This is a genomic window from Congregibacter sp. (assembly GCF_045107095.1).
In the GTDB taxonomy this organism is placed as follows: Bacteria; Pseudomonadota; Gammaproteobacteria; order Pseudomonadales; family Halieaceae; genus Congregibacter.
In genome coordinates this window covers 1-20,689 of sequence record NZ_JBGCFU010000049.1, presented here as the reverse complement: position 1 = coordinate 20,689, position 20,689 = coordinate 1, and the positions used below count along the sequence as shown (strand labels likewise).

Here is a 20,689-nt window from a genome sequence, read left to right as displayed (position 1 = left end):
AAACTACATAATTTTTAATTTATGAACTGTTTTTGCATTCATTTATGTAATTTTATGTTCAAAATTAAACCCAGAGAGGCACAATCTCATGCTGCGCATCGCTATCAACGGATATGGAAGAATCGGTCGAAACATCCTCAGAGCACTCATCGAGCGTCAGGATGCACTCGCGGGCAAAATCGAAGTCGTCGCCATCAACGACCTCGGCGACAGCTCCATCAATGCTCACCTGACACAATATGACTCTGTGCACGGGCGCTTCCCCGTCCCGGTCAATATCGATGGCGACCACTTAATCGTCGGTAAACAGCGAATAAGAGTATTGAGTGAACGCGATCCCGAGCAGCTGCCGTGGAAGGCTCTCAACGTGGATATCGTTTGCGAATGCACGGGAATTTTCACCAGTCGGGAGAAAGCGGGCAAGCACCTGTCAGCTGGCGCTCGAAAAGTACTGGTATCGGCACCCGCTGCTGATGTTGATGCCACCGTAGTCTACGGCATCAACGATCACTTACTCACCGGCGAAGAAAAAGTTATCTCCAACGCTTCGTGTACAACCAACTGTCTGGCACCCATGGTAAAACCACTTCATGATTCCATCGGCATTTCTAAAGGCCATGTCACCACGATTCATTCCTATACGAATGATCAACAGCTCTCCGACGTTTACCACAGCGACCTGTATCGAGCGCGGTCGGCAACACAGTCCATGATTCCCACAAAGACGGGCGCTGCTGCCGCCATAGGTTTGGTGCTACCAGAGCTCAAAGGCCGTTTGGATGGCATGGCAGTTCGCATTCCAACCATAAATGTTTCCCTGGTAGACCTGAGCTTCATCGCGGAAAGAGACACCAGCACAGAAGAGGTGAATGCCCTCATGACTGCGGCAGCGGAAGGCCCTCTGAGCGAAGTGCTGGAAGTCAATGAAGCCCCTCTCGTTTCCATAGACTTCAACCACAGTTCGGCCTCCTGTGTATTCGATGCAAACCACACTAAGGTCAACGGCAATCTCGTCAAAGTCATGGCCTGGTATGACAACGAATGGGGTTTTGCCAACAGGATGCTGGACAGCTGCTCAGCACTATTTGCACAAGCGGAGCTTTTGAAGAGCGCCTGAATCCAGCGAAGCATCGCTAGATCCCTGGGCCTCACATAATGCGACTCATCGCATAGAGCGCAGCGGGCCGTTACACTTGGGTCATAAACTCGAAAGATGGGTAGCTGGTTATGACAGAACGTGTGGTTCCTGACGCAGGCGTCTGCCTTAGAGACGGCTGGGCTTTATACAAACAAGAACCGTGGCTGCTCTCTGGGGCCACGATCCTATTGGGCGTGATCTGCGGAGTGGTCGGTCTAATCCCTTTTGCAGGAGCGCTCGTTTACCCTCCCCTGCTAGCGGGTCTTTACAGCATGATCATCCGACTAGAACGCGGAGAGACAATCACCATCTCTAACCTCTTCGATGGCTTCCAATTTTTCGTACCTTTGATCATCGCCTCGATACTGATGTCGATCTTCATCAGCATCGGTTTGTTCCTACTGGTACTACCCGGTCTTTACCTGGTCATTGTCTACGGCTTCACCAATCTGATGATCATTGATAAAAAGATGGATTTTTGGCCCGCCATGGAGGCAAGCCGAAAGCTCATTCACGCCAACTTCTGGAGCTACACCGTATTATTATTGGTGCTCATGGTCATCTGCGTCGCTGCGAGCATACCTATGGGCTTGGGACTCATCGTGGCGGTGCCACTGTGCCTTTCGGCACAGTACCGCTTCTATCGGGCGGTCACCTAAAGCGCCGTCAGCCAATGCGCATTCCCCTAAGCAGCTGCCATTAGCGGTAGTGAGTAACGTCGGTACCTGCAAGCGCCGAAATGTTTAAGAGACCTCGAGCGGTTATGGACGGCGTCACGATGTGAGCGCGGTTTTGCATCCCCATAAGGATGGGACCGACCTCCAAGGCGCCACCGCGCATCTTGAGTATGTTTCGTACTCCAGATGCTGCATCGCCGTAGGCAAATACCAGGACATTTGCGGGCCCCTCTAGACGGGAATTGGGAAAGATTCGCGCCCGCAATTCAGGATCCAAGGCGGAGTCAGTGTGCATCTCTCCTTCATAGGCAAAGTCAGGTTCCCGAGCTTCAAGGAGCGCCATAGCCTGACGTACCCGCCGTCCACTATCGATATCGAGGTTACCGAACTGGGAGTGCGAACACAGGGCAATATTCGGTTTTAAACCAAAACGACGCACATGATTTGCAGCGGCCATCACCGTATCAGCGATTTGCTCGGGTGTGGGCTCGGGATGCACATGCGTGTCCGCAATAAACAGGGGCTCATCTTCAGTAATCATCAAAGACAGCGCGCCCCTGGGATGCGCGCCGTCATGGGCGAGGATCTGCCGAACGTAATTGAGGTGCCACAGGTATTGACCGAAGGTACCGCAAACTAAGCTGTCTGCATCACCGCAGTACACCATAATCGCCGCAATAGCGGTGGTGTTTGTCCGCATGATCACCTTCGCCAGATCAGGGGTTACGCCCCGTCGCGCCATTAACTGCAGGTAGGCTTCCCAATATCTGCGATGTCTAGAATCATCTTCCGGATTAACCACCTCAAAGTCTTCTCCGGGCTTTATCGTCAGGCCTGCCCTTTCGCAGCGCCGCGCAATAATCTCGGGACGGCCAATAAGAATAGGACGGTCTGTCATCTCTTCAATGATCGCCTGAGCCGTACGCAGTACGCGCTCGTCCTCGCCCTCGGCGAAAACGATTCGGCGCTGTGATAGCGCTGCAGAGGCAAACACAGGACGCATGATCATCGATGAACGGAAAACAGACCCATCGAGCTTCTCTCGATAAGCCGCCAGATCGGACACAGGCCGCGTCGCAACGTCTGTTTCCATTGCAGCGCTTGCCACAGCGCTCGCAACCACCCCCATGAGCCGAGGATCAAAGGGCTTGGGAATCAAGTAATCGACGCCAAAGACAAGCTGCTCCCCTCGATAGGCCTCCGCGGCTTCGGCACTCGTGGTAGCTCGCGCCAAGGCGGCAATGCCGTCAATACATGCGAGCTGCATAGCATCGTTAATCTCGGTCGCGCCAACATCCAGAGCACCGCGAAAAATAAACGGAAAGCACAGTACGTTGTTGACCTGATTCGGATAGTCCGAACGGCCCGTGGCGATAATTGCGTCAGGCGCAACGGCGCGTACTTCGTCAGGCAAAATTTCCGGGGTTGGATTGGCGAGGGCAAATACAATGGGCCGCTCGGCCATTCGTCCAACCATTTCGGCCGTCACAACTTTCGGGGCACTGAGGCCCAAAAACAAATCAGCATCGTCGATCACGTCATCGAGCGTTCGGTATTCACTGGGCTGAGCAAAAGCCGCTTTCTGAGGATTCATATCCTCGCCACGGCCTTCGTAAACCAGACCATGGACATCGCACAACCAAACGTTCTCGCGCTTCACACCCAGCTTCAGCAGCATGTTGAGACAGGCAATGCCCGCAGCACCACCTCCGGTAGAGACAATCTTTATATCTTCAAAACGCTTACCGGCAATATGCAGAGCGTTAGTTACCGCAGCCCCTACGACTATAGCCGTCCCGTGCTGATCATCATGGAACACCGGAATATTCATGCGTTCTCGGCAGCGCTGCTCAACAATAAAACAGTCTGGTGCTTTGATGTCCTCCAGGTTCACCGCACCGAAGGAGGGTTCCATGGCGCAAACAATGTCCGCCAGCTTCTCCGGGTCTGATTCGTTCAACTCGATATCAAAGCAATCGATACCTGCAAAATTTTTAAACAAGACAGCCTTACCTTCCATTACAGGTTTTGCTGCCAAGCCACCGATGTCGCCCAACCCCAAAACCGCGCTGCCGTTGCTGATGACCGCGACCAGGTTGCCCCGGGCGGTATAGTCCGCCGCCGTTGCCGGGTCCTTGACGATTTCAAGGCAGGCTTCCGCTACACCTGGGGAGTAAGCGCGAGCAAGGTCCTGTCCATTAGCCAGGGGTTTGGTCGCGCGGATCTCTAATTTCCCGGGCTTTGGATGGGCGTGGTAGCGGAGCGCAGCTTCTCTTGCTGCCTGGCGGCTCTTGTCGTCGTCCATGGTGAGGCGTCCAAAAATAAAACTATTATAAGCTAGGCAACTCTACTGTACGGTGAAGACCGCTGCCTTTCTTTAGGATTTATCTACAGCGTGGGTTGTTTTCAACCACCTTCACGTTCTGAACCCCGCGCAGCCATCATATTTTCAAACTAACTCCACGCCCTAAATACCGGGCAGCTAGCACTGATTACTTCACTCGCTAAGTGGGGGGACGCTCGCTGCGTAAACAGTGCTAGCTGCCCTGCGCGTGTGTAGATACTGAATGCTGAACTTCACAGAAAATGATCGCTTCGCGAGGGGAAGCTGAAACTTCGATTGGGTGTAGTGCCAACCTGATTAACGCACTACGCTTAGGCCGGCTGGCTCGAGTGGCGAAGCGAGCGTCCCCCACTTCAGCGAGAGCAGCCATTCGAGCCAGCCGGCCGATTGACGGTTCAGCAGTACAGCGGCTCACGTATTAAACCGTCAGATACTCGGCAACCAGCTCTTCGGACAACTGATCCATGGCGCCATCTGCAACAATCTGCCCGCGATCCATGATCGCAAAGTCATCCGCGACTGCTCGCGCAAAGGGAAGTTTCTGCTCCACCAATAACACACTGAGACTCTGCTCCGAACGCAGTCGCTGAATAACCTCTCCTATCAGTTGTACGATATTAGGCTGGATGCCCTCGCAGGGTTCGTCAAGGAGCAGAATCCGAGGCTCAAGCACCAGCGCGCGTCCGATCGCCAGCTGTTGCTGCTGCCCACCTGATAAATCACCGCCCCGACGATTCGCCATTTCACCGAGAACTGGAAAGAACTCAAACACCTGCTCGGGTATCCCGGTGCCACCGCCACGGCGACCGGCAAGTGCCACCCGCAGATTCTCCATCACGGTAAGATCCGGGAAAATCATACGGCCCTGGGGAACATAGGCGATACCTCGCCCTACCCGATCTTCGGTCTTCAGAAGGTCGATGCGCTCCCCGGCAAGAGATACCTCTCCGCTTAGCGCTGGGAGTAAGCCCAGAACAGTATTGAGTAGAGTGGTCTTACCCACACCGTTGCGGCCCATAAGGCAAAAAATGCGTCCGCCCTCGACGCTGAGCTCCACATCACGCAATGTGTGACTTGCGCCGTAGTACTGATTTAGCCCCTGAACGCTTAGCATGCTTCTCCCAGATAGACCTCTCGCACGCTTGGGTCCGATTGAACCTCGTCAATGCTCCCTTCCATCAGCACAGCACCTTCATGAAGCACCGTAACCTTTCTAGCGATCGAACGAACAAACACCATGTCGTGCTCTACAACAACCACTGATCGTTCGGGCACCAAAGACTGGAGCAATTCTGAAGTGCGTTCTGTTTCTTGCTGGGTCATGCCTGCAACAGGCTCGTCTATTAGCAAGAGCGACGGCTCCTGAGCCAATAGCATGCCAATTTCAAGCCATTGCTTTTGACCATGAGACAATCCCCCGGCCAATTTATGGGCTACCGCTTCCAGGGCAATGGTAATCAATAGCGAAGCGATACGGTCCGCATCCTCGCTGCTCTGACGGTAGCGAAGCGCGTCCCAGGGACTACGATTACCTTGTACGGCGAGGGCGAGATTCTCCCGCACCGTTTGCTGGGGAAACACTGACGGCTTTTGAAACTTCCGCCCTATCCCCAGGCGGGCAATGGTCGCTTCGTCGCTTTCAAGCAGATTGATATCCTGGCCGAGATACACAGAGCCCACATCGGGCTTCGTCTTGCCCGTGATCACGTCCATGAGCGTTGTCTTGCCGGCGCCGTTCGGGCCGATAAGACAACGAAGCTCGCCACGATCCACAGCGAGACTGAGTCGATTGAGTGCTTTGTAGCCCGAAAAGCTCACGCTCACATCCTCCAGATAGAGGATGACACCATGGCGGGTATCTATAGATTCAGGCATCGCTGCGCGCCTTAAGCAGACCCGCGAATCCCTGAGGCAGCAGCAGAGTCACCAACAGGAACAACGCGCCCAAGGCAAACAGCCAAAGCTCTGGTAAACGCGCTGTAAGTATCGTCTCTGCCGCGGCAATGACGATCGCACCCAGCATTGCGCCATGAAGCGTCCCCCGACCGCCGACCGCCACCCATATAGCTATCTCGATAGAGTTCAAGGGCTGAAACTCTCCGGGATTGATAATGCCTACCTGCGGCACATAAAGCGCTCCTGCCAAGCCTGCGAGCATCGCTGACACCACAAACACCACCAATTTATAACTGGCTACGGAGTAACCGAGAAAACGCACGCGCGACTCGGCGTCGCGAAGAGCGACCACCACACTTCCAAAACGCGTGCCAAGCATCCAGCGGCAAGCGAGATAGCTCCCCAATAGCGCCAGGGCCGTTGCAACGAAGAGACCGCAACGAACCGCATCTGACTGAAGATCAAAGCCCACGATGTCTTTAAAGTCGGTGAGACCATTGTTGCCACCAAAGCCCATCTCGTTACGAAAAAAGGCCAGCATCAGCGCGAAAGTCATCGCCTGAGTCATTATGGAAAAGTAAACGCCGCCTACGCGAGAGCGGAAGGCTAGCCAGCCAAACAAGAGCGCCAATGCGGCGGGTACCAACAAAGCCATTGCCATCGCAAAAGGAAAACTGTCAAAGCCCGACCAGTACCAGGGCAACTCTTGCCAGTCGAGAAAGATCATGAAGTCCGGAAGCTCGGGATCGCCATACACTCCCCGGCTGCCAATTTGGCGCATGAGATACATCCCCATGGCGTAACCACCCAGAGCGAAAAATGCGCCATGCCCCAGACTTAGCAAGCCTGCATAACCCCAGACCAAATCGAGAGCCAGGGCCAACAAGGCGTAGCAAAGATACTTACCCAGTAAAGAAACGCTATAACTGGACAGTGCGAACACGGATTCCTGCGGCAACAGCAGGTTCGATACGGGCACGAACAGTGCCATGCACAGCAACACGCCAACTGTCAGAGTAAAGGGCCGATCCTGACCGTAGAACTTGCCGGGCCTCATCAGTGGCTCTCCTCTCGACCGGTCCGAGGAAACAAGCCCTGAGGCCGCCGCTGTAAAAACAGTATCAGGAATACAAGCAGTAAAATTTTGGCAAGCACGGCACCGGCTGCAGGTTCTATAAGTTTGTTAGCGACGCCAAGAGAAAAGGCACCCACGAGGGTTCCCCAAAGGTTGCCCACTCCTCCGAACACGACTACCAGAAACGAATCGATGATGTACGCCTGGCCAAGATTTGGGCCCACGTTCGTCAGCTGAGTAAGAGCGACACCCGCCACTCCTGCGACACCCGAGCCCAAAGCAAAAGTCATTGCATCTACTCGAGCGCTGCGTACGCCCAAGGCTCGAGCCATAGCGCGGTTCTGCGCCACCGCACGCACTTGCAGACCCAGTCGCGTGTAGCGCATAAGACACAGCAAGCCGGCAAAAACCAAAAGCGAGAACAACAGTATCGCCATGCGGTTATAGGTCAGCGATAAACCCTGAGTAACTTCCCAGGATCCAGCCAACCATTCGGGAGTCAGCACCGAGCGATTCAGCGGTGAGAAAATCGAACGCACAGCCTGCTGTAGAATCAGACTTATGCCAAAAGTTGCGAGGAGCGTTTCAAGGGGACGCCCATACAAGAAACGAATAACTCCCCGTTCGATGACAAGACCTACCGTCGCGGACACGAGAAACGCCGAGGGTATAGCAAGCAGTAATGCAAAACCTGGCTGGCCAGGGAAGAGCTGCTGCAACACCCATGTCGTGTAAGCGCCGAGCATGATGAGCTCGCCGTGTGCCATGTTGATCACTCCCATGACACCAAAAGTAATCGCCAATCCCACCGCTGATAAAAGCAATACCGAACCGAGACTCAGTCCAAAGAAAAGCGACTCAAGGCGCCCGAGCCACAGCAAGCGATTCTCTGCCAGCGCCAACAAATTAGTCGCCTCATCGCGCACCGATCGAGGCAAATCCTCTCGCGACTCCAACTCCTGCAAAGCAGATCGGACGATAGGGTCCACTCGCCCTTTCAGAGTGACTAGCGCAGCAGCGACACCCTCAGCATCATCTCCCGATAGAGCCTGCAGGGCCAAGCCAATAGCTATCTGGTCCTGCAATGCAGACAACGGTTCCAGGGACTTGCGTGCAGCCAGCGCGCCTAAAGACGATGGAGTCGGCGCAGATAAAATTTCCGCGATAGCTTCCTCTCGCACCTCGGGCTCCGCAGCAGAGAGTTGTGCAACAGCTTGAAGACTCTGCAGTTCTGCACGAAGCTTGTTGTCTATGGCGATGCGTCGCACGTCACGACGCCCTGCGATGCCTAACTCCTCACCGGTCAAGGCATTGCTGAGAACATACCGAGCGCCTTTGCGTTCCGCCAGAACTACGGTGTCTTTTCTACGATCCAGATACAAAGCTCCCCGTGAGAGAGCATCGAAAACCTTATCCGTATTCGGATCGCCACTGGCGGCGATCTTCTCCAGGAGCTCGCGCTTTTGCACAGCATCCGCGCTCCCTAGTTCATCAACCCAGTCACGCAGAGTTTCAGCCTGCACAGGGAGCACAAACAGCAGCCATAGCAATAAGGAGCGCAGCACTAACATTGCGACAGGGCTTGGTTTAGCAACGGATTTTTCAGCGTTTTTACCGAAGCGCTACTCACCACCCTCCGACAAGCAGCGTTTCTCATTTTTCTGGTAATTACCGCAACGCAGGGGTGGACTCCAATCGGCGATAAGGTCTTTCGAACCTGGCAAATAGTCTGACCAGGCGTCACCCGCGACGGTTTCCGGCGTTTCCCAGACCACCTGAAACTGCCCGTCATCAAGTATCTCCCCGATCAGCACAGGCTTGGTAATGTGGTGATTGGCCTGCATGGTGGCCACACCGCCAGACAGGTTTGGAACACTGATCCCAATGATGGCGTCCTGCACTGCATCGGGGTCCGCACTGCCCGCGGCTTCTACTGCTTTGGCCCACATATTGAAGCCTACGTAATGAGCCTCCATGGGATCATTGGTAACGCGATTGTCATCGCCAATGAATGCTAGCCATTCATCGATAAAATCATAGTTGGCATCCGCTTCAACACTCATGAAGTAATTCCATGCTGCGAGGTGCCCTACCAGAGGACCGGTGTCGATACCGGACAACTCTTCCTCACCGACAGAGAAAGCAATGACGGGAATGTCCGTGGCATTGATACCCTGGTTTGCCAATTCCTTATAAAAGGGTACGTTCGCATCACCATTCACAGTCGATACCACAGCGGTCTTCGCCCCGGTGCTGCCAAATCGCTTAATCTCGGCAACAATGCTCTGCCAGTCGGAATGACCAAAGGGTGTGTACTTCACCAGGATATCTTCGGGCGCCACTCCCTGCTGCTGAAGATAGGCTTCCAGAATTTTGTTCGTCGTGCGGGGATACACATAGTCAGTACCCGCAAGCACCCATCGCTTCACACCTTGAGACATCAAATAGTCTACTGCCGGAATCGCCTGCTGATTAGGAGCAGCACCCGTATAGAAAACATTGCGGGATGACTCTTCTCCCTCGTATTGCACCGGGTAGAACAACAAGCCGTTCAGTTCTTCAAACACCGGCAGCACCGACTTTCGAGAAACCGATGTCCAGCATCCGAAAACGACGTCCACTTTTTCCCGGACAAGAAGTTCACGCGCTTTTTCTGCAAATAGAGGCCAATCGGAGGCAGGGTCCACGACTACCGCTTCCAGTGGGCGACCTAAAATCCCGCCTTTTGCGTTCTGCTGCTCCACCAACATGAGCACGGTATCTTTTAACGTAGTCTCACTGATCGCCATAGTGCCCGACAAAGAATGCAAAACCCCCACTCGAATAGGCTCCGGCTCCTGACTGCGAGCACCAGAAGACAGCAGGAACAAGAACATTCCGAGGGTCAAGAATCTAAGAGACAAGGACATGAAGTGTGGCTCCATCAAGAAAGCAAAGTATCCATAGACCAGTGCAAGACCCGAGCCACTTAGATCCTGCCATCTGTCGGTGCATAAGCGAGACGGCACCGAGGTTTTGCACCAAATTGCAGCAAATACGAAAGGGTCGCGCACAAAAACGGTGCGCACAAAGAGCTGTTACTGGGAGAGCTCCAGTGGGTGACGGTCTTGTTGCCGCGCAGTGAACTCCCTAACCGCGCTAGCTACTGCCTCGGCCTGGTAATCAGCAAGCACCTGATCTCGAACTCGCTCAAAGGGCAGCAGGACCGGCCCTGTTCGCTCCTTTACACGAAAATAGTGCCAGCCCTGTCGGGACTCATAGGGACCCTGCCAAGTATCAAGGGAGACGCGCTCAAGCACCTCCAGCAGCGGCTGACCAAAGAGCCCCCTGAGCATGCTAACGCCGTAGTCTGGGAACTCTTTCCCTTGCCAGGGCGAGATTCCACCGTCTACAACTTTCTGGTTCAGTTCAGCCCGAAAATTTTCGGGGTCCTCCGGTGCAGTCGCAAACAACTGCTGACTGAAGCTGATCGTGGCTTCGCTGTAATAGCGGTCAATATTATCCGCGTAGAAATTCACGAGCTCTTTTGCTGACGGATCAGCAATCTCCCCTGTGACACGCTGCTGCATAACCTCGATAAGCAACTCCCGGATACTGGGATCGCTTCGATAGAGCTCTGCAGCCATACCCTCACGAAACAATAGTTCGCGCTGGTAATAGTCTTCCACGATGAGTTCCACATCCTGTGGCTGAGCTGATCGCCCGGTAAGCATTTCCCATTCGGAGACCAGCAGAGCCTTCGAGCTCTGATTGAGCGTAATCGGGGTCGTCGACTCACGGTTGAGTAGCGCATAGACCAGGAAGAACACAGCTCCCAAAGCAAAAAACACGACAACCGGATCACGCAGCCAATGTCGCAATGAGCTCAATTTATAGGTCCCGCAATGAACAAGCCCTAAACCGTCGGATCACTTAGCGCTGAGGGCGACCATAGTCAGGGTCGATCTCTTCGGCATCACCATCTTTAAGCGCACGCTTACCGGCACGCGGCTGCTTATCTTCTGTAGATAGCTCAGACAGATAAGAACCGTCGGTAATGCCAGTCTTACGCATAGCAATACCGGTTAGGCAGGCATGCATGATGTAGTTGGCGTTAAGTGCTGAACGGTAGGTGTTATCGAGAAGCGGATCGAGCTCGACAATCTCAAAGCCAATCATTTCACTCTCTGTGCACAGTGCCCGAACAATGGGGATCGCTTCGCGCATGGTGAGTCCGCCGGGAACAGGCGTGCCGGTTCCGGGCACGAAAGCCGGGTCGAGCACATCAACATCAAAGGAAATGAACAGCTTCTCGGTGCCCTCTCTCGCTTCGCGAAGAGCGTCCTCCATCACGGCCTTCCAGCCCTTTTTCTCCACCTCGGCCATGGGGTGATAACGCATGCCATTGTTGCGCATCCACTCAAAACCCCAGGCGCCGGGCCATGGGCCCCGTAAACCCACCTGAATGAAGTTCTCACCCTTCACATGCCCTTCCTTGATTGCACGATACACAGGCTGACCGTGGGTGATGTAGTGCGCTTGGCCTTTACCCGCATCAAAGTGCGAGTCAAAGTGCACAACCCCGAAGCTACCCTTGCCGTGCACATCAGCCAGACCCGCAATATCAGGGTACTCAAGCGAGTGATCACCCCCGACGATAAAGGGGATCGCTCCTGTTCTGGCTATTTCAGCGACGCGTTCACGAACGTGGTGCACGCTAAGCTCAGAGCTCATGTTATCAATCGCAATATCGCCGTAATCCACAATACTGAGGACCTTACTGGGGTTTACCATCGTCGCCATATCATTGCCGCCGTGGTAGTAACCCGTACGCATCGCCTGAGGGCCAAACTTTTGCCCGCGATAGTAGGTACCCATATCCAGCGGCGCACCAACGATAGCCACCTCAACATCCCCCGCAACGAGGTCCTCGGGGTAGATTGCGACCGGAGCGTTCGCAAAGGTTTGAATACCACCGCGTCCTCCCTGCGCGTAGTAACTCAAATTAATGGGGCCTGGCTCTCGCTGTGTCGCCAGCGCCCGAGGATTCATCAGCTTCCATCCGTTGAAATCCTCTGCCTCTGTGTTTAGAGGGATCGAGGCCATATCAGTCTCGGGATTAAACTTGCTCGCGTCCTCCAGATACTGCATGGCGTCCACAAACGCCTCAACCTCAGTCGCGGTTTTACCCCTGAGTCTTACAAACAGCTTCTCCCAGGTACCCGCAAAGCCTTCACCCTCTTCTATCAAATACTCACGCTTCTCAGCAGGTAAGGCATCGAAGGTGCTCTGAAGCTCCGCCGGGAGCTCCGGCATCTCATCGTCAGCCATGGACACAGCCGCGGTCATACACAAAAGCAAAGCGCTGAGCAGTACGGGTTTTAGGGGGTGCTTCATTTGGCGATTCCTGACTTGTGTAAAGTACCTAGATACCGGGTTGACGGGAATGATCACGGTCACATGTATACCTTAAATATCAGCAATTAACGTGCCCAATCTCTAATGGACGCGGCTTTTGTGGACTAAACGCTGTGGACGAGCCGGTGTGATTAACGTTTGTGAAGACAGCGTGTGACCCAAGCTTCCCTCGGATATCCCTCAAAACGCTAAAGACTCCTGCACCGGATTTACTTCTGCAACGCCCGGCGTCTGCTCATCATCGCTATTCCTAGTTGACTCAAGAGAAGATAGCGTAAGTCCCAGCAAGCGCACTCCCTTTGGCACCGGCAGTAGAGCCTCCAGCAAACCCCTGGAGAGACGCTCAAAGCCGTCACGCGTTGCAACCGCTGGCGAGACAGACCGAGCCCGAGTGATTTGCTGGAAGTCAGCATACTTCACCTTGAGGGTCACCGTTCGCCCCCGAGCACTATTTCGGTCAATACGCTCCCAAACAACATCAATGATGTGCTCCAGCGCCTCGCGCAAATCACCGTCTTCGGTCAAATCATCGGCATAGGTTCGCTCCCCGCCGATGGACTTACGCTCCCGATCCGCCTTGACCGACCGATAATCCTCACCACGACTTGCCCGGTACAGGTACTGGGCGGACTTACCGAAATGTTGTTCTAGAAAAATAAGCGACTGATCGCGTATATCGGCCCCCGTCTTTATCCCTAGCGCGGACATCCGTTCGGCAGTTTTTGGACCCACTCCATAAAAGCGGCGCGCTGGGAGCCCTGCCACAAAATCGGCCCCCTCTCCGGGTCGCACTACAAACACGCCGTCAGGCTTGTTTTGATCCGACGCCACTTTGGCGATGAACTTGTTGTAACTAACTCCAGCACTCGCTGTTAAACGAAGTTCAGTTTTAATGTCATGACGAATAGCTTCGGCTATCGCAGTGGCACTGCCGACGCCTGCGATATCGGCAGTTACATCCAGATAGGCCTCATCAAGAGAGAGAGGCTCAATCAGATCCGTATAGCGCGCGAAGATGCCGTGGAGCTCCTGCGATACAGCGCGGTAGACCTCAAAGCGCGGCTTAACAAAAAGTAAACTCGGGCATCGCCTGCGCGCGGTAACGCCGGGCATTGCCGACTTCACGCCAAACTTCCGCGCCTCGTAACTGGCTGCCGCAACAACACCGCGCTTTGCGGAACCTCCCACGGCGAGGGGCTTGCCCCGAAGTGCAGGATCATCTCGCTGCTCAACGCTGGCATAGAAAGCATCCATATCTACGTGGATTATCTTGCGCGTCACTGGTGTAGCGTCTTCGGTCATCCCTGCGATACTAGAAAGCTCGCGAAGCACAGGCAAGCATCGTCTGGCGGGCGTCTCCCCAAAAACGATGATTCCGCGACTAAGAATTGCCATAAGGCCTGGCATCCCGCATCCTACGTCAACCCTTATAAGCGCAATCAATAACTATGAATCAAAGCCTCGAAGCGCTGGAGCTGTGGCTTGCCCAGTGGATGGGCAATGCCTTTTGGGTCGACATGGCCTCCCGTGCAGCCGCCCTATTCCTCGTATCCATCATGGTATGGCTCTTGTGGCGACTCCTTGATCGCTGGCGAAAAAGCGTCCATCGCTGGATTGATGCCGATGGATCAGGCGCCCGTGCACTCACCGTGCAGGACCAGCAAATCTTTACTGAACGTGAACTCGCCAGAGCGCTACACAGCGTTGTAAACGGGGTTTGGCGTCTCATGAGGGCGCTGCTGCTTATAAGCTGGCTCAATCTCGTTTTCACACAGTTCACCTGGAGTCGCGATCTCGCGGTTGGGGTCATTGGCTTTGTGTTAGCTCAGGTAGGACTCATCGTTGCCGAAGTCGTCAACTACCTTCCCAATCTCTTTATCATCGCAATCATCGTCGTGATTTCCCGGCTGGTGATCCGCGCCACCCGTGGAGTTTTTGATGGCATTCGGCTTGAGCGCATAACCCTCCCGGGCTTCTACCCGGACTGGGCGGAGACGAGCTTTGGTTTGTCGCGGCTGCTCATCATCGCTATCACCCTGGTCATCGTCTTCCCCTATCTCCCGGGATCCAGCAGCCCTGCCTTTCAAGGTCTGTCGATCTTCTTTGGCGTATTGGTATCGCTGGGGTCGACATCAGCAGTGGCAAACGTCATGTCAGGGATCGTCATCACCTATACCCGGGGATTCAAAATTGGTGATCGCGTTCGCATCGCTGATACCGAGGGTGACGTAATCGAACGGAGCGCATTTGTTACCCGCATTCGCACGCCAAAAAATGAGGAAGTGTCTGTCCCCAATGCCATGGTGATGAACAACCATATCGTCAATTTCAGTGCCCAAGCCAAGGAAGCGGGTGTGCTCCTGCACACCACAGTGACTATTGGCTACGATGTGGCATGGCCGCGGGTTCACCAGCTGCTTTGCGATGCCGCAAGCGCAACGGCCCAGGTTCTTGAAGACCCCGCCCCCTTCGTATTGCAAACCAGCCTCGATGACAACTACGTGGCTTATGAGCTAAATGCCTACATTCGCAACCCCTCCGCAAAGCTGCAGATTGCATCGGAGATGCACGGGCATATTCAAGACAATTTCCGCGAGGCGGATATCGAAATAATGTCGCCCCACTATCGCGCCAACCGCGATGGGTCCGCGATAGCCATACCTTCGCCTGAATCTCTTTCGACTGATCCGCTAACAGGTGAGAACACGTAGGCCCTTAGGCTTGCGTCCCAACAAAATAGTGACCCGGAGACACATCATGGTTTCGAGTATTTTTCGCCCCCTTCTTGCCCTTACCCCGGCCGCAGTTCCGGCAGCGGTATCGGCAGTGGTTTTTCAGCTAAGCATTGCGGCGGCTGGTATCGGGCTTGTTGGGGCAACGACCACTGCAAACGCCCAGAGCACGACAAAACCAGTGCTCCACGGTCGTCACTGGGCAGCGGTTACCGGTAAGCCGCTAGCGGCAAGCGCCGGGGCCATGATGTTCGCTCGGGGCGGAAATGCCATAGATGCAGCCTGTGCCATGCTGGGAGCCACATCAACCATGTGGGACACCCTTGGATGGGGCGGCGAAACGCAGGCTCTGATTTACAACCCCGAAACAGGCAAAGTTATCGGAATCAATGCCCTGGGTGTCGCCCCCACAGGCGCAACGCCCGAATTCTTTCGCAAACAGGGTATGGTCTACCCCCCCGAATACGGCCCTCTAGCAGCTGTAACACCGGGCACGCCCGGTGGCCTCATGGTGATGCTCGCGGAATACGGACGCTTGAGTCTCGCCGAAGTGCTGGCACCGTCAATGCAAATGGCAGATGGCTATCCTATAGAAGCAGTTCAGGCCGACAACATCGAGCGCCGCCGCGACATCATTGCGCAGTGGCCTGACTCCAAGCGCGTGTTCCTTCCACACCTCGATGACAGCGATCCTGAAAAGCGAGCCGCGCCACAGGGCGGCGAGATTTTCAGGCAACTGGATCTTCTGGCTACGCTACAAAAGCTGGTGGACGCCGAGGCTGAAGCCCTAGCCGCAGGAAAGTCCCGTAAGGAAGCCATCTATGCAGCCTATGAGCGCTTTTATCGCGGTGACATCGGCAAGGAGATAGTGAGCGCTACCCGTGAGCAAGGCGGATTATTTACCGAGGACGACCTCGCCAACTGGGAAGTACATATCGAAGAACCCGTGAGCACCAACTACAAGGGCATTGACGTGTATAAGCTCACCACCTGGGTGCAGGGACCGGCAATGCTTCAGGCTCTCAATATTCTCGAGCCTTTCGACCTGAAAGGCATGGGGTATAACAGCGCGAACTATATTCATACGCTCTACCAAACTATGAATCTAGCCTTTGCCGATAGGGACTTTTACTACGGCGACCCTTACTTCCCGCCCGCGGAACCCATCGAAGGTTTACTGAGCAAGGACTACGCAGAAAAGCGCCGCGCCCTGATCAATCCTGACATGAACGATGTCAATGCGCGACCGGGCGACCCCTATCCATTCCAAGGAGACAAAAATCCCTTCAGCAAGCTGCTGAAAGAGTGGTCCCCTATTCCTCCTAGCGCTAATGCGGATGGCTCTGACGGCTTCCAGCAGGCCAGCCTCAACCACGATGAGGGTTTCATTGCGGGTACCACGTCGATTCAAGCGGCTGACGCCGACGGTTGGGTGGTTTCTGTCACTCCATCCGGCGGATGGATTCCCGCGTTCATTGCCGGCAATAGCGGTGTTGGCCTCAGCCAGCGTATGCAGAGCTTTGTTCTGGACGAGCGTATCAACCCCTTCAATGTCGTGGCCCCCGGCAAGCGCCCCCGCGCCACACTGACGCCCAGTATGGCGCTGAAAGACGGCGAACCAATCATGGCGTTCTCGGTACAGGGCGGCGACACGCAAGATCAGAACCTTCTACAGTTCTTCCTTAATGTTGTGGAGTTCGATATGAATGTCCAGCAGGCGGCAGAGGCGCACAATGTCACGAGCTATCAGATGCAGAGTTCATTTGGCGCTCATGTGAGTGAGCCTGGGCGTTTAGATGTCACTCGACAGTTGCCTCCCTACACTCGCGACAGGCTAAAGGCGATGGGCTATGACGTTGGTGTTGTCGATAAAACTTATAGCCCCATCACAGCGATTCTCATCGACCCTAAACAGGGAACCTTTCAGGCGGGCGCGAGCGATTACGGTGATGACTACGGTATCGCCTGGTAGTACTCGATGGACGGTAAAGGCGCTAAATAGTTTATCGATTCCTCTAGTGCGGGCCGGCGTTCCTCGCCCGCGCTAGCGGATCATTCTCTACGGCGGCGCGACGTGACTGAAAAGTCTTGAGCAGCCTGTCGCGAATCGCAGGCTGTGATTCCAGAAGATTATTCACTTCGTACCAATCATTGGCCAGATCGAAGAGGTACTGTGGCGTTCCGCTGCCGTCCAAGATCAGTTTCCAATCGCCTTCACGCACAGCAAACTCCATTCCATCTGGCGTCGGTATAGACCAGTAAAACGCCTGGGATCTCTCAAAGGATTCTCCATCGATGAGCGGCCAAAGAGAATCACCATCGGTAGGGACTCCTTCGTCCACGTCGGCCTCTAACCACTGTGCAAGCGTGGGGAAAACATCCAATGCGGTTGCCGGCTGATCCTCAACACTTCCCGCTGCAACGCGACCCGGCAAGCGAATGATTCCTGGAACGCGAATACCCCCTTCAAAGAGAAAACGCTTTTTACCGCGCAGACCGCCGGTTTCTCCCGCCATCCCCAACTCCCAGGGAGTCAGCGCCGCATCTGTCACCGGCCCATTGTCGCTGCTAAAAATCACCAGAGTGTCATCGAGCATCTCCTTGCCACGAAGATGCTCAATCACGCGGCCAAGCTGTGCATCCATAAAACTAACGTTCGCATAATATTCTCCGCGCCCTCTCCAGGGGCGGTTACGCCAGTCAAAGTAGTAAATCGAGGGGTTATCTCTCGCTTCCGCAGTCAAATACTCCTGATATTGCTCCAGATACTCAGGGGGTGATGCGATGGGCGTGTGTACTTCGCTGTAGGTGAGCAAAAGGAAGAACGGATCTGAGCCGCTGCTGTCCATCCACTGAATCGCCTCATCGCTCACCAGCTCTGCGCTATATTTCTGAGTAGGCCCTATCGCTTTGTTGTTACGAAACATGTTGTCCGGAAACATGGGGCCGCGCCGGGGGATCTCCTTTGAATTACGCACCGCTCCATTCTTAACCCAGGCGGCCAGACCGTATTGGTAGTCAAAACCAAAATCTCTGGGCTGCGGCACGTCTTGCATATGCAAGCCTCCATTGAGGTGCCACTTGCCAATAATCGCAGTGCGATAGCCCCGTTGCTTCGCGAGATCTGCCAGGGTAGTTTCATTGGCGCCCAGAGCCACTTGTGCATCATCGGGAATCCAGCTTTCTACACCCGTGCGATAGGGTGTACGCCCAGTGAGCAGGCCCGCGCGAGAAGGCGAACACAAGGCTGAGGGTGCGTAGAACTGCGTAAACCTGAGACCTTCTGAGGCTAGCCGATCGATATGAGGCGTCTTAACAACGCTGTGGCCGTAAGCACCAGTATCTCCATAACCCAGATCATCCACGTAGACCACAAGCACATTTTTTCGATCTCTCTTTACTTCATCCTTTGCGACATGCTGTTCGCCCTTGTCTGCAAATGCCGCTCCCGCAGTACACAGCAGGCAGGTAATGATCAGGGAAGCAAAGCGTGGCTCCCACGTGGATATAGTCAGGGCGCGGTGTACTTGCGCGATTCTGCACGGCATAGTTCAGGACTCTAATCTGAGGACATAGCTATGCACTATAGCTCGCAAACGCTCACCATGTTCGGCCGTTGGCAAAGCTTAAGCCGCCTGCGGACCCTCGCTTTTATTTTGATGTCGGGCGTGATCGCCCCTCCCCTTTCGTCCCGCTCACTCGCAGAAATTCTGATTCGCGACGTCACCCCCATCGACGCGCATAGCGGCGTTATGGAAACCCAAGACGCTCTCATCAGTGATGGGTTCATAGTGGCGATGGGACAGGCACTGGAAGCCTCCTCCTCCGCCACAGTGATTAACGGCAGCGGTCGTTTTCTAGCCCCAGGGCTGTGGGACATGCATGTGCATCTGAGCTATGACGATCGCTTTGTCGACTTGATGCCGGATCTATTCCTGGACTATGGAATTACCAGTGTCCGCGACACCGGTGGAAACCTTGATCGACTACTTCCCATTCTTAAGTCGCTTTACGCATCTGACAGCGAGGCACCGAGAGTGTTCTATGCCGGACCGTTACTGGATGGCTCCCCGGTTGTCTACGGAAGTGATGAGGGCAAAGGCATTGGAGAAGGTACCGCAACAACGGAGCAGGCCCGCAGCCGTGTACAAGAACTTACAGCCGCAGGGGTGAGTTTCATCAAGATTTACGAGATGGTGACTCCGGAAATTTTTGATGCTTTCGCCGATGAAGCCTCAAAAGTGAATCTACCGATCGCTGCCCATGTACCTCTTTCTATGCTGGCCTCTGAAGCCGGCCCTCGGGTCCAATCAATGGAGCACCTGCGCAATATAGAAATGGATTGCGCACGCGACGCCGAGGCTCTCCTAAAAGAGCGACGAGAAATGTTGGCAGCGGGCCGGGAGCGCTCCAGCAAAGGTATGGATCTTCGCAGCAGCATTCACAAAACACAGCGAGACCCCGCTGTGCAAAACGAGGACCCCAAGCGCTGCGATCGAGTGTTGGACAGCCTAGTCTCAACGATTCAGGTACCCACGGCGCGCCTCAACGCCATGACGCAGTACCCTCCCTTTTCGGTAGAAGACTGGCCACTAGCGCTTCAAGCTCTCCCTGAGTCGCTACGCAACGATTGGCTCAAGGCCCCCCAATACATGGATCCGAATAGTTACCGAGTGCTTGGGGAATGGACTTTGGCAATGATTCCGAGACTTGCCGCCAAGAACATCACGATCGGAGCAGGGACGGATACCCCCATAGGCTGGGCGATTCCTGGCTACAGCTTGCACCGTGAGCTTGAGATACTGGTCGCCGCCGGCCTGAATCCTCGATCCGCATTAGCGGCTGCGACCCTCGTACCCGCACGCTTCTTCAGTTTGGATGATCAAGCAGGCCGCGTCGCAGAAGGCTATCAGGCGGACCTCCTGCTGCTGGATGCAAACCCTCTTGAAGACATCCGCAATACCCGACGAATCCGTGCCGTGATCTCAAAGGGAAACTTGGTGCGCGACATGACCCTGGAGTGATGAAACGTACAATCTTGTAAAAAACTCTGCTATGTTTCGGTTCGGCGACGACCGAGCAAGACGCGCGCTACAGGCCAACGGGCGTTTTAATTACCCAACGCCCTCTATTACGACACGGCATCTACGACACAGCATCAGGAATACATTATGAAAACTTTACTTGCCTCAGTAGCCGCAGCAACGCTGCTCTCCGCCTCAGCGGCCTATGCTCAGGATATGAATAAGCTCATGGAAGCAGTGGATACAGAAAAAGCTGCTGACTCTGTTGATATGGAAAAAGCCAAGGAAGCAGTAAGCACCGACGGCGTTGACTACAAGAAGGCGGCCGAAGCTGTGGACATGGAGAAAGCGGCGGAGGCCGTAGACATGGAAAAAGCCAAGGCAGCCATCATGGACCCTAAAGACT

At 54.7% G+C, this 20,689-nt stretch carries 16 protein-coding genes; 6 read left to right on the top strand and 10 right to left on the bottom strand.

Features of this window, described 5'->3' with window-relative positions:
- The first annotated feature begins 88 nt into the window (after nt 1–88).
- Nucleotides 89–1,117, top strand: coding sequence for a type I glyceraldehyde-3-phosphate dehydrogenase (gene gap, locus AB8B76_RS09025; protein WP_405271818.1), 1,029 nt, complete (start codon nt 89–91; stop codon nt 1,115–1,117).
- Nucleotides 1,118–1,227: 110 nt separating this feature from the next.
- Complete coding sequence (locus AB8B76_RS09020) at nt 1,228–1,797, top strand: hypothetical protein (RefSeq protein ID WP_405271817.1); 570 nt, start codon at nt 1,228–1,230, stop codon at nt 1,795–1,797.
- A 40-nt stretch (nt 1,798–1,837) separates the two neighbouring features.
- Here AB8B76_RS09020 and AB8B76_RS09015 read toward each other — a convergent pair whose 3' ends face one another.
- The 9 genes from AB8B76_RS09015 to dinB all read right to left on the bottom strand — a co-directional run bounded on the left by AB8B76_RS09015 (nt 1,838) and on the right by dinB (nt 13,934).
- Nucleotides 1,838–4,120 carry an NADP-dependent malic enzyme gene (locus tag AB8B76_RS09015; RefSeq protein WP_405271816.1) on the bottom strand — a complete coding sequence of 761 codons (2,283 nt, stop codon included), beginning with the start codon at nt 4,118–4,120 and terminating at the stop codon, nt 1,838–1,840.
- A gap of 457 nt (nt 4,121–4,577) precedes the next feature.
- A complete protein-coding gene (urtE, locus tag AB8B76_RS09010) occupies nt 4,578–5,273 on the bottom strand; it encodes an urea ABC transporter ATP-binding subunit UrtE (RefSeq protein ID WP_405271814.1) in 696 nt (231 codons plus the stop codon).
- Nucleotides 5,267–6,034: an urea ABC transporter ATP-binding protein UrtD gene (urtD, locus tag AB8B76_RS09005; RefSeq protein ID WP_405271813.1), complete on the bottom strand. Its 768-nt coding sequence runs from the start codon at nt 6,032–6,034 to the stop codon at nt 5,267–5,269. The genes urtE and urtD overlap by 7 nt, the downstream gene beginning before the upstream one ends.
- Nucleotides 6,027–7,112, bottom strand: coding sequence for an urea ABC transporter permease subunit UrtC (urtC, locus tag AB8B76_RS09000; RefSeq protein WP_405271812.1), 1,086 nt, complete (start codon nt 7,110–7,112; stop codon nt 6,027–6,029). The genes urtD and urtC overlap by 8 nt, the downstream gene beginning before the upstream one ends.
- Nucleotides 7,112–8,701, bottom strand: coding sequence for an urea ABC transporter permease subunit UrtB (urtB, locus tag AB8B76_RS08995; RefSeq protein WP_405271811.1), 1,590 nt, complete (start codon nt 8,699–8,701; stop codon nt 7,112–7,114). The genes urtC and urtB overlap by 1 nt, the downstream gene beginning before the upstream one ends.
- A gap of 51 nt (nt 8,702–8,752) precedes the next feature.
- The gene (gene urtA, locus AB8B76_RS08990) at nt 8,753–10,006 is read right to left on the bottom strand and encodes an urea ABC transporter substrate-binding protein (protein ID WP_405271830.1); all 1,254 of its coding nucleotides are present in this window, start codon (nt 10,004–10,006) and stop codon (nt 8,753–8,755) included.
- A 201-nt stretch (nt 10,007–10,207) separates the two neighbouring features.
- Nucleotides 10,208–10,999 (bottom strand): peptidyl-prolyl cis-trans isomerase, encoded by a 792-nt coding sequence (locus AB8B76_RS08985; protein WP_405271809.1) that lies wholly within the window; start codon nt 10,997–10,999, stop codon nt 10,208–10,210.
- Nucleotides 11,000–11,042: 43 nt separating this feature from the next.
- Nucleotides 11,043–12,506 carry an agmatinase family protein gene (locus AB8B76_RS08980; RefSeq protein WP_405271808.1) on the bottom strand — a complete coding sequence of 488 codons (1,464 nt, stop codon included), beginning with the start codon at nt 12,504–12,506 and terminating at the stop codon, nt 11,043–11,045.
- Nucleotides 12,507–12,707: 201 nt separating this feature from the next.
- Complete coding sequence (dinB, locus tag AB8B76_RS08975) at nt 12,708–13,934, bottom strand: DNA polymerase IV (RefSeq protein ID WP_405271807.1); 1,227 nt, start codon at nt 13,932–13,934, stop codon at nt 12,708–12,710.
- Between the two features lie 41 nt (nt 13,935–13,975).
- Between dinB and AB8B76_RS08970 the strand changes: the two genes are divergently transcribed.
- A complete protein-coding gene (locus tag AB8B76_RS08970; protein ID WP_405271805.1) occupies nt 13,976–15,238 on the top strand; it encodes a mechanosensitive ion channel family protein in 1,263 nt (420 codons plus the stop codon).
- A 46-nt stretch (nt 15,239–15,284) separates the two neighbouring features.
- On the top strand, nt 15,285–17,231 hold the full coding sequence (locus AB8B76_RS08965) for a gamma-glutamyltransferase family protein (protein WP_405271803.1): 1,947 nt from the start codon (nt 15,285–15,287) through the stop codon (nt 17,229–17,231).
- 43 nt (nt 17,232–17,274) lie between these two features.
- On the opposite strand, the gene AB8B76_RS08960 is transcribed toward AB8B76_RS08965, so the two are convergent.
- A complete protein-coding gene (locus AB8B76_RS08960) occupies nt 17,275–18,807 on the bottom strand; it encodes a sulfatase (RefSeq protein ID WP_405271801.1) in 1,533 nt (510 codons plus the stop codon).
- A 30-nt stretch (nt 18,808–18,837) separates the two neighbouring features.
- Between AB8B76_RS08960 and AB8B76_RS08955 the strand changes: the two genes are divergently transcribed.
- Complete coding sequence (locus AB8B76_RS08955) at nt 18,838–20,283, top strand: amidohydrolase family protein (protein WP_405271799.1); 1,446 nt, start codon at nt 18,838–18,840, stop codon at nt 20,281–20,283.
- Between the two features lie 147 nt (nt 20,284–20,430).
- On the top strand, nt 20,431–20,689 hold a 259-nt coding region (locus AB8B76_RS08950; RefSeq protein WP_405271798.1), incomplete at its 3' end, for a hypothetical protein.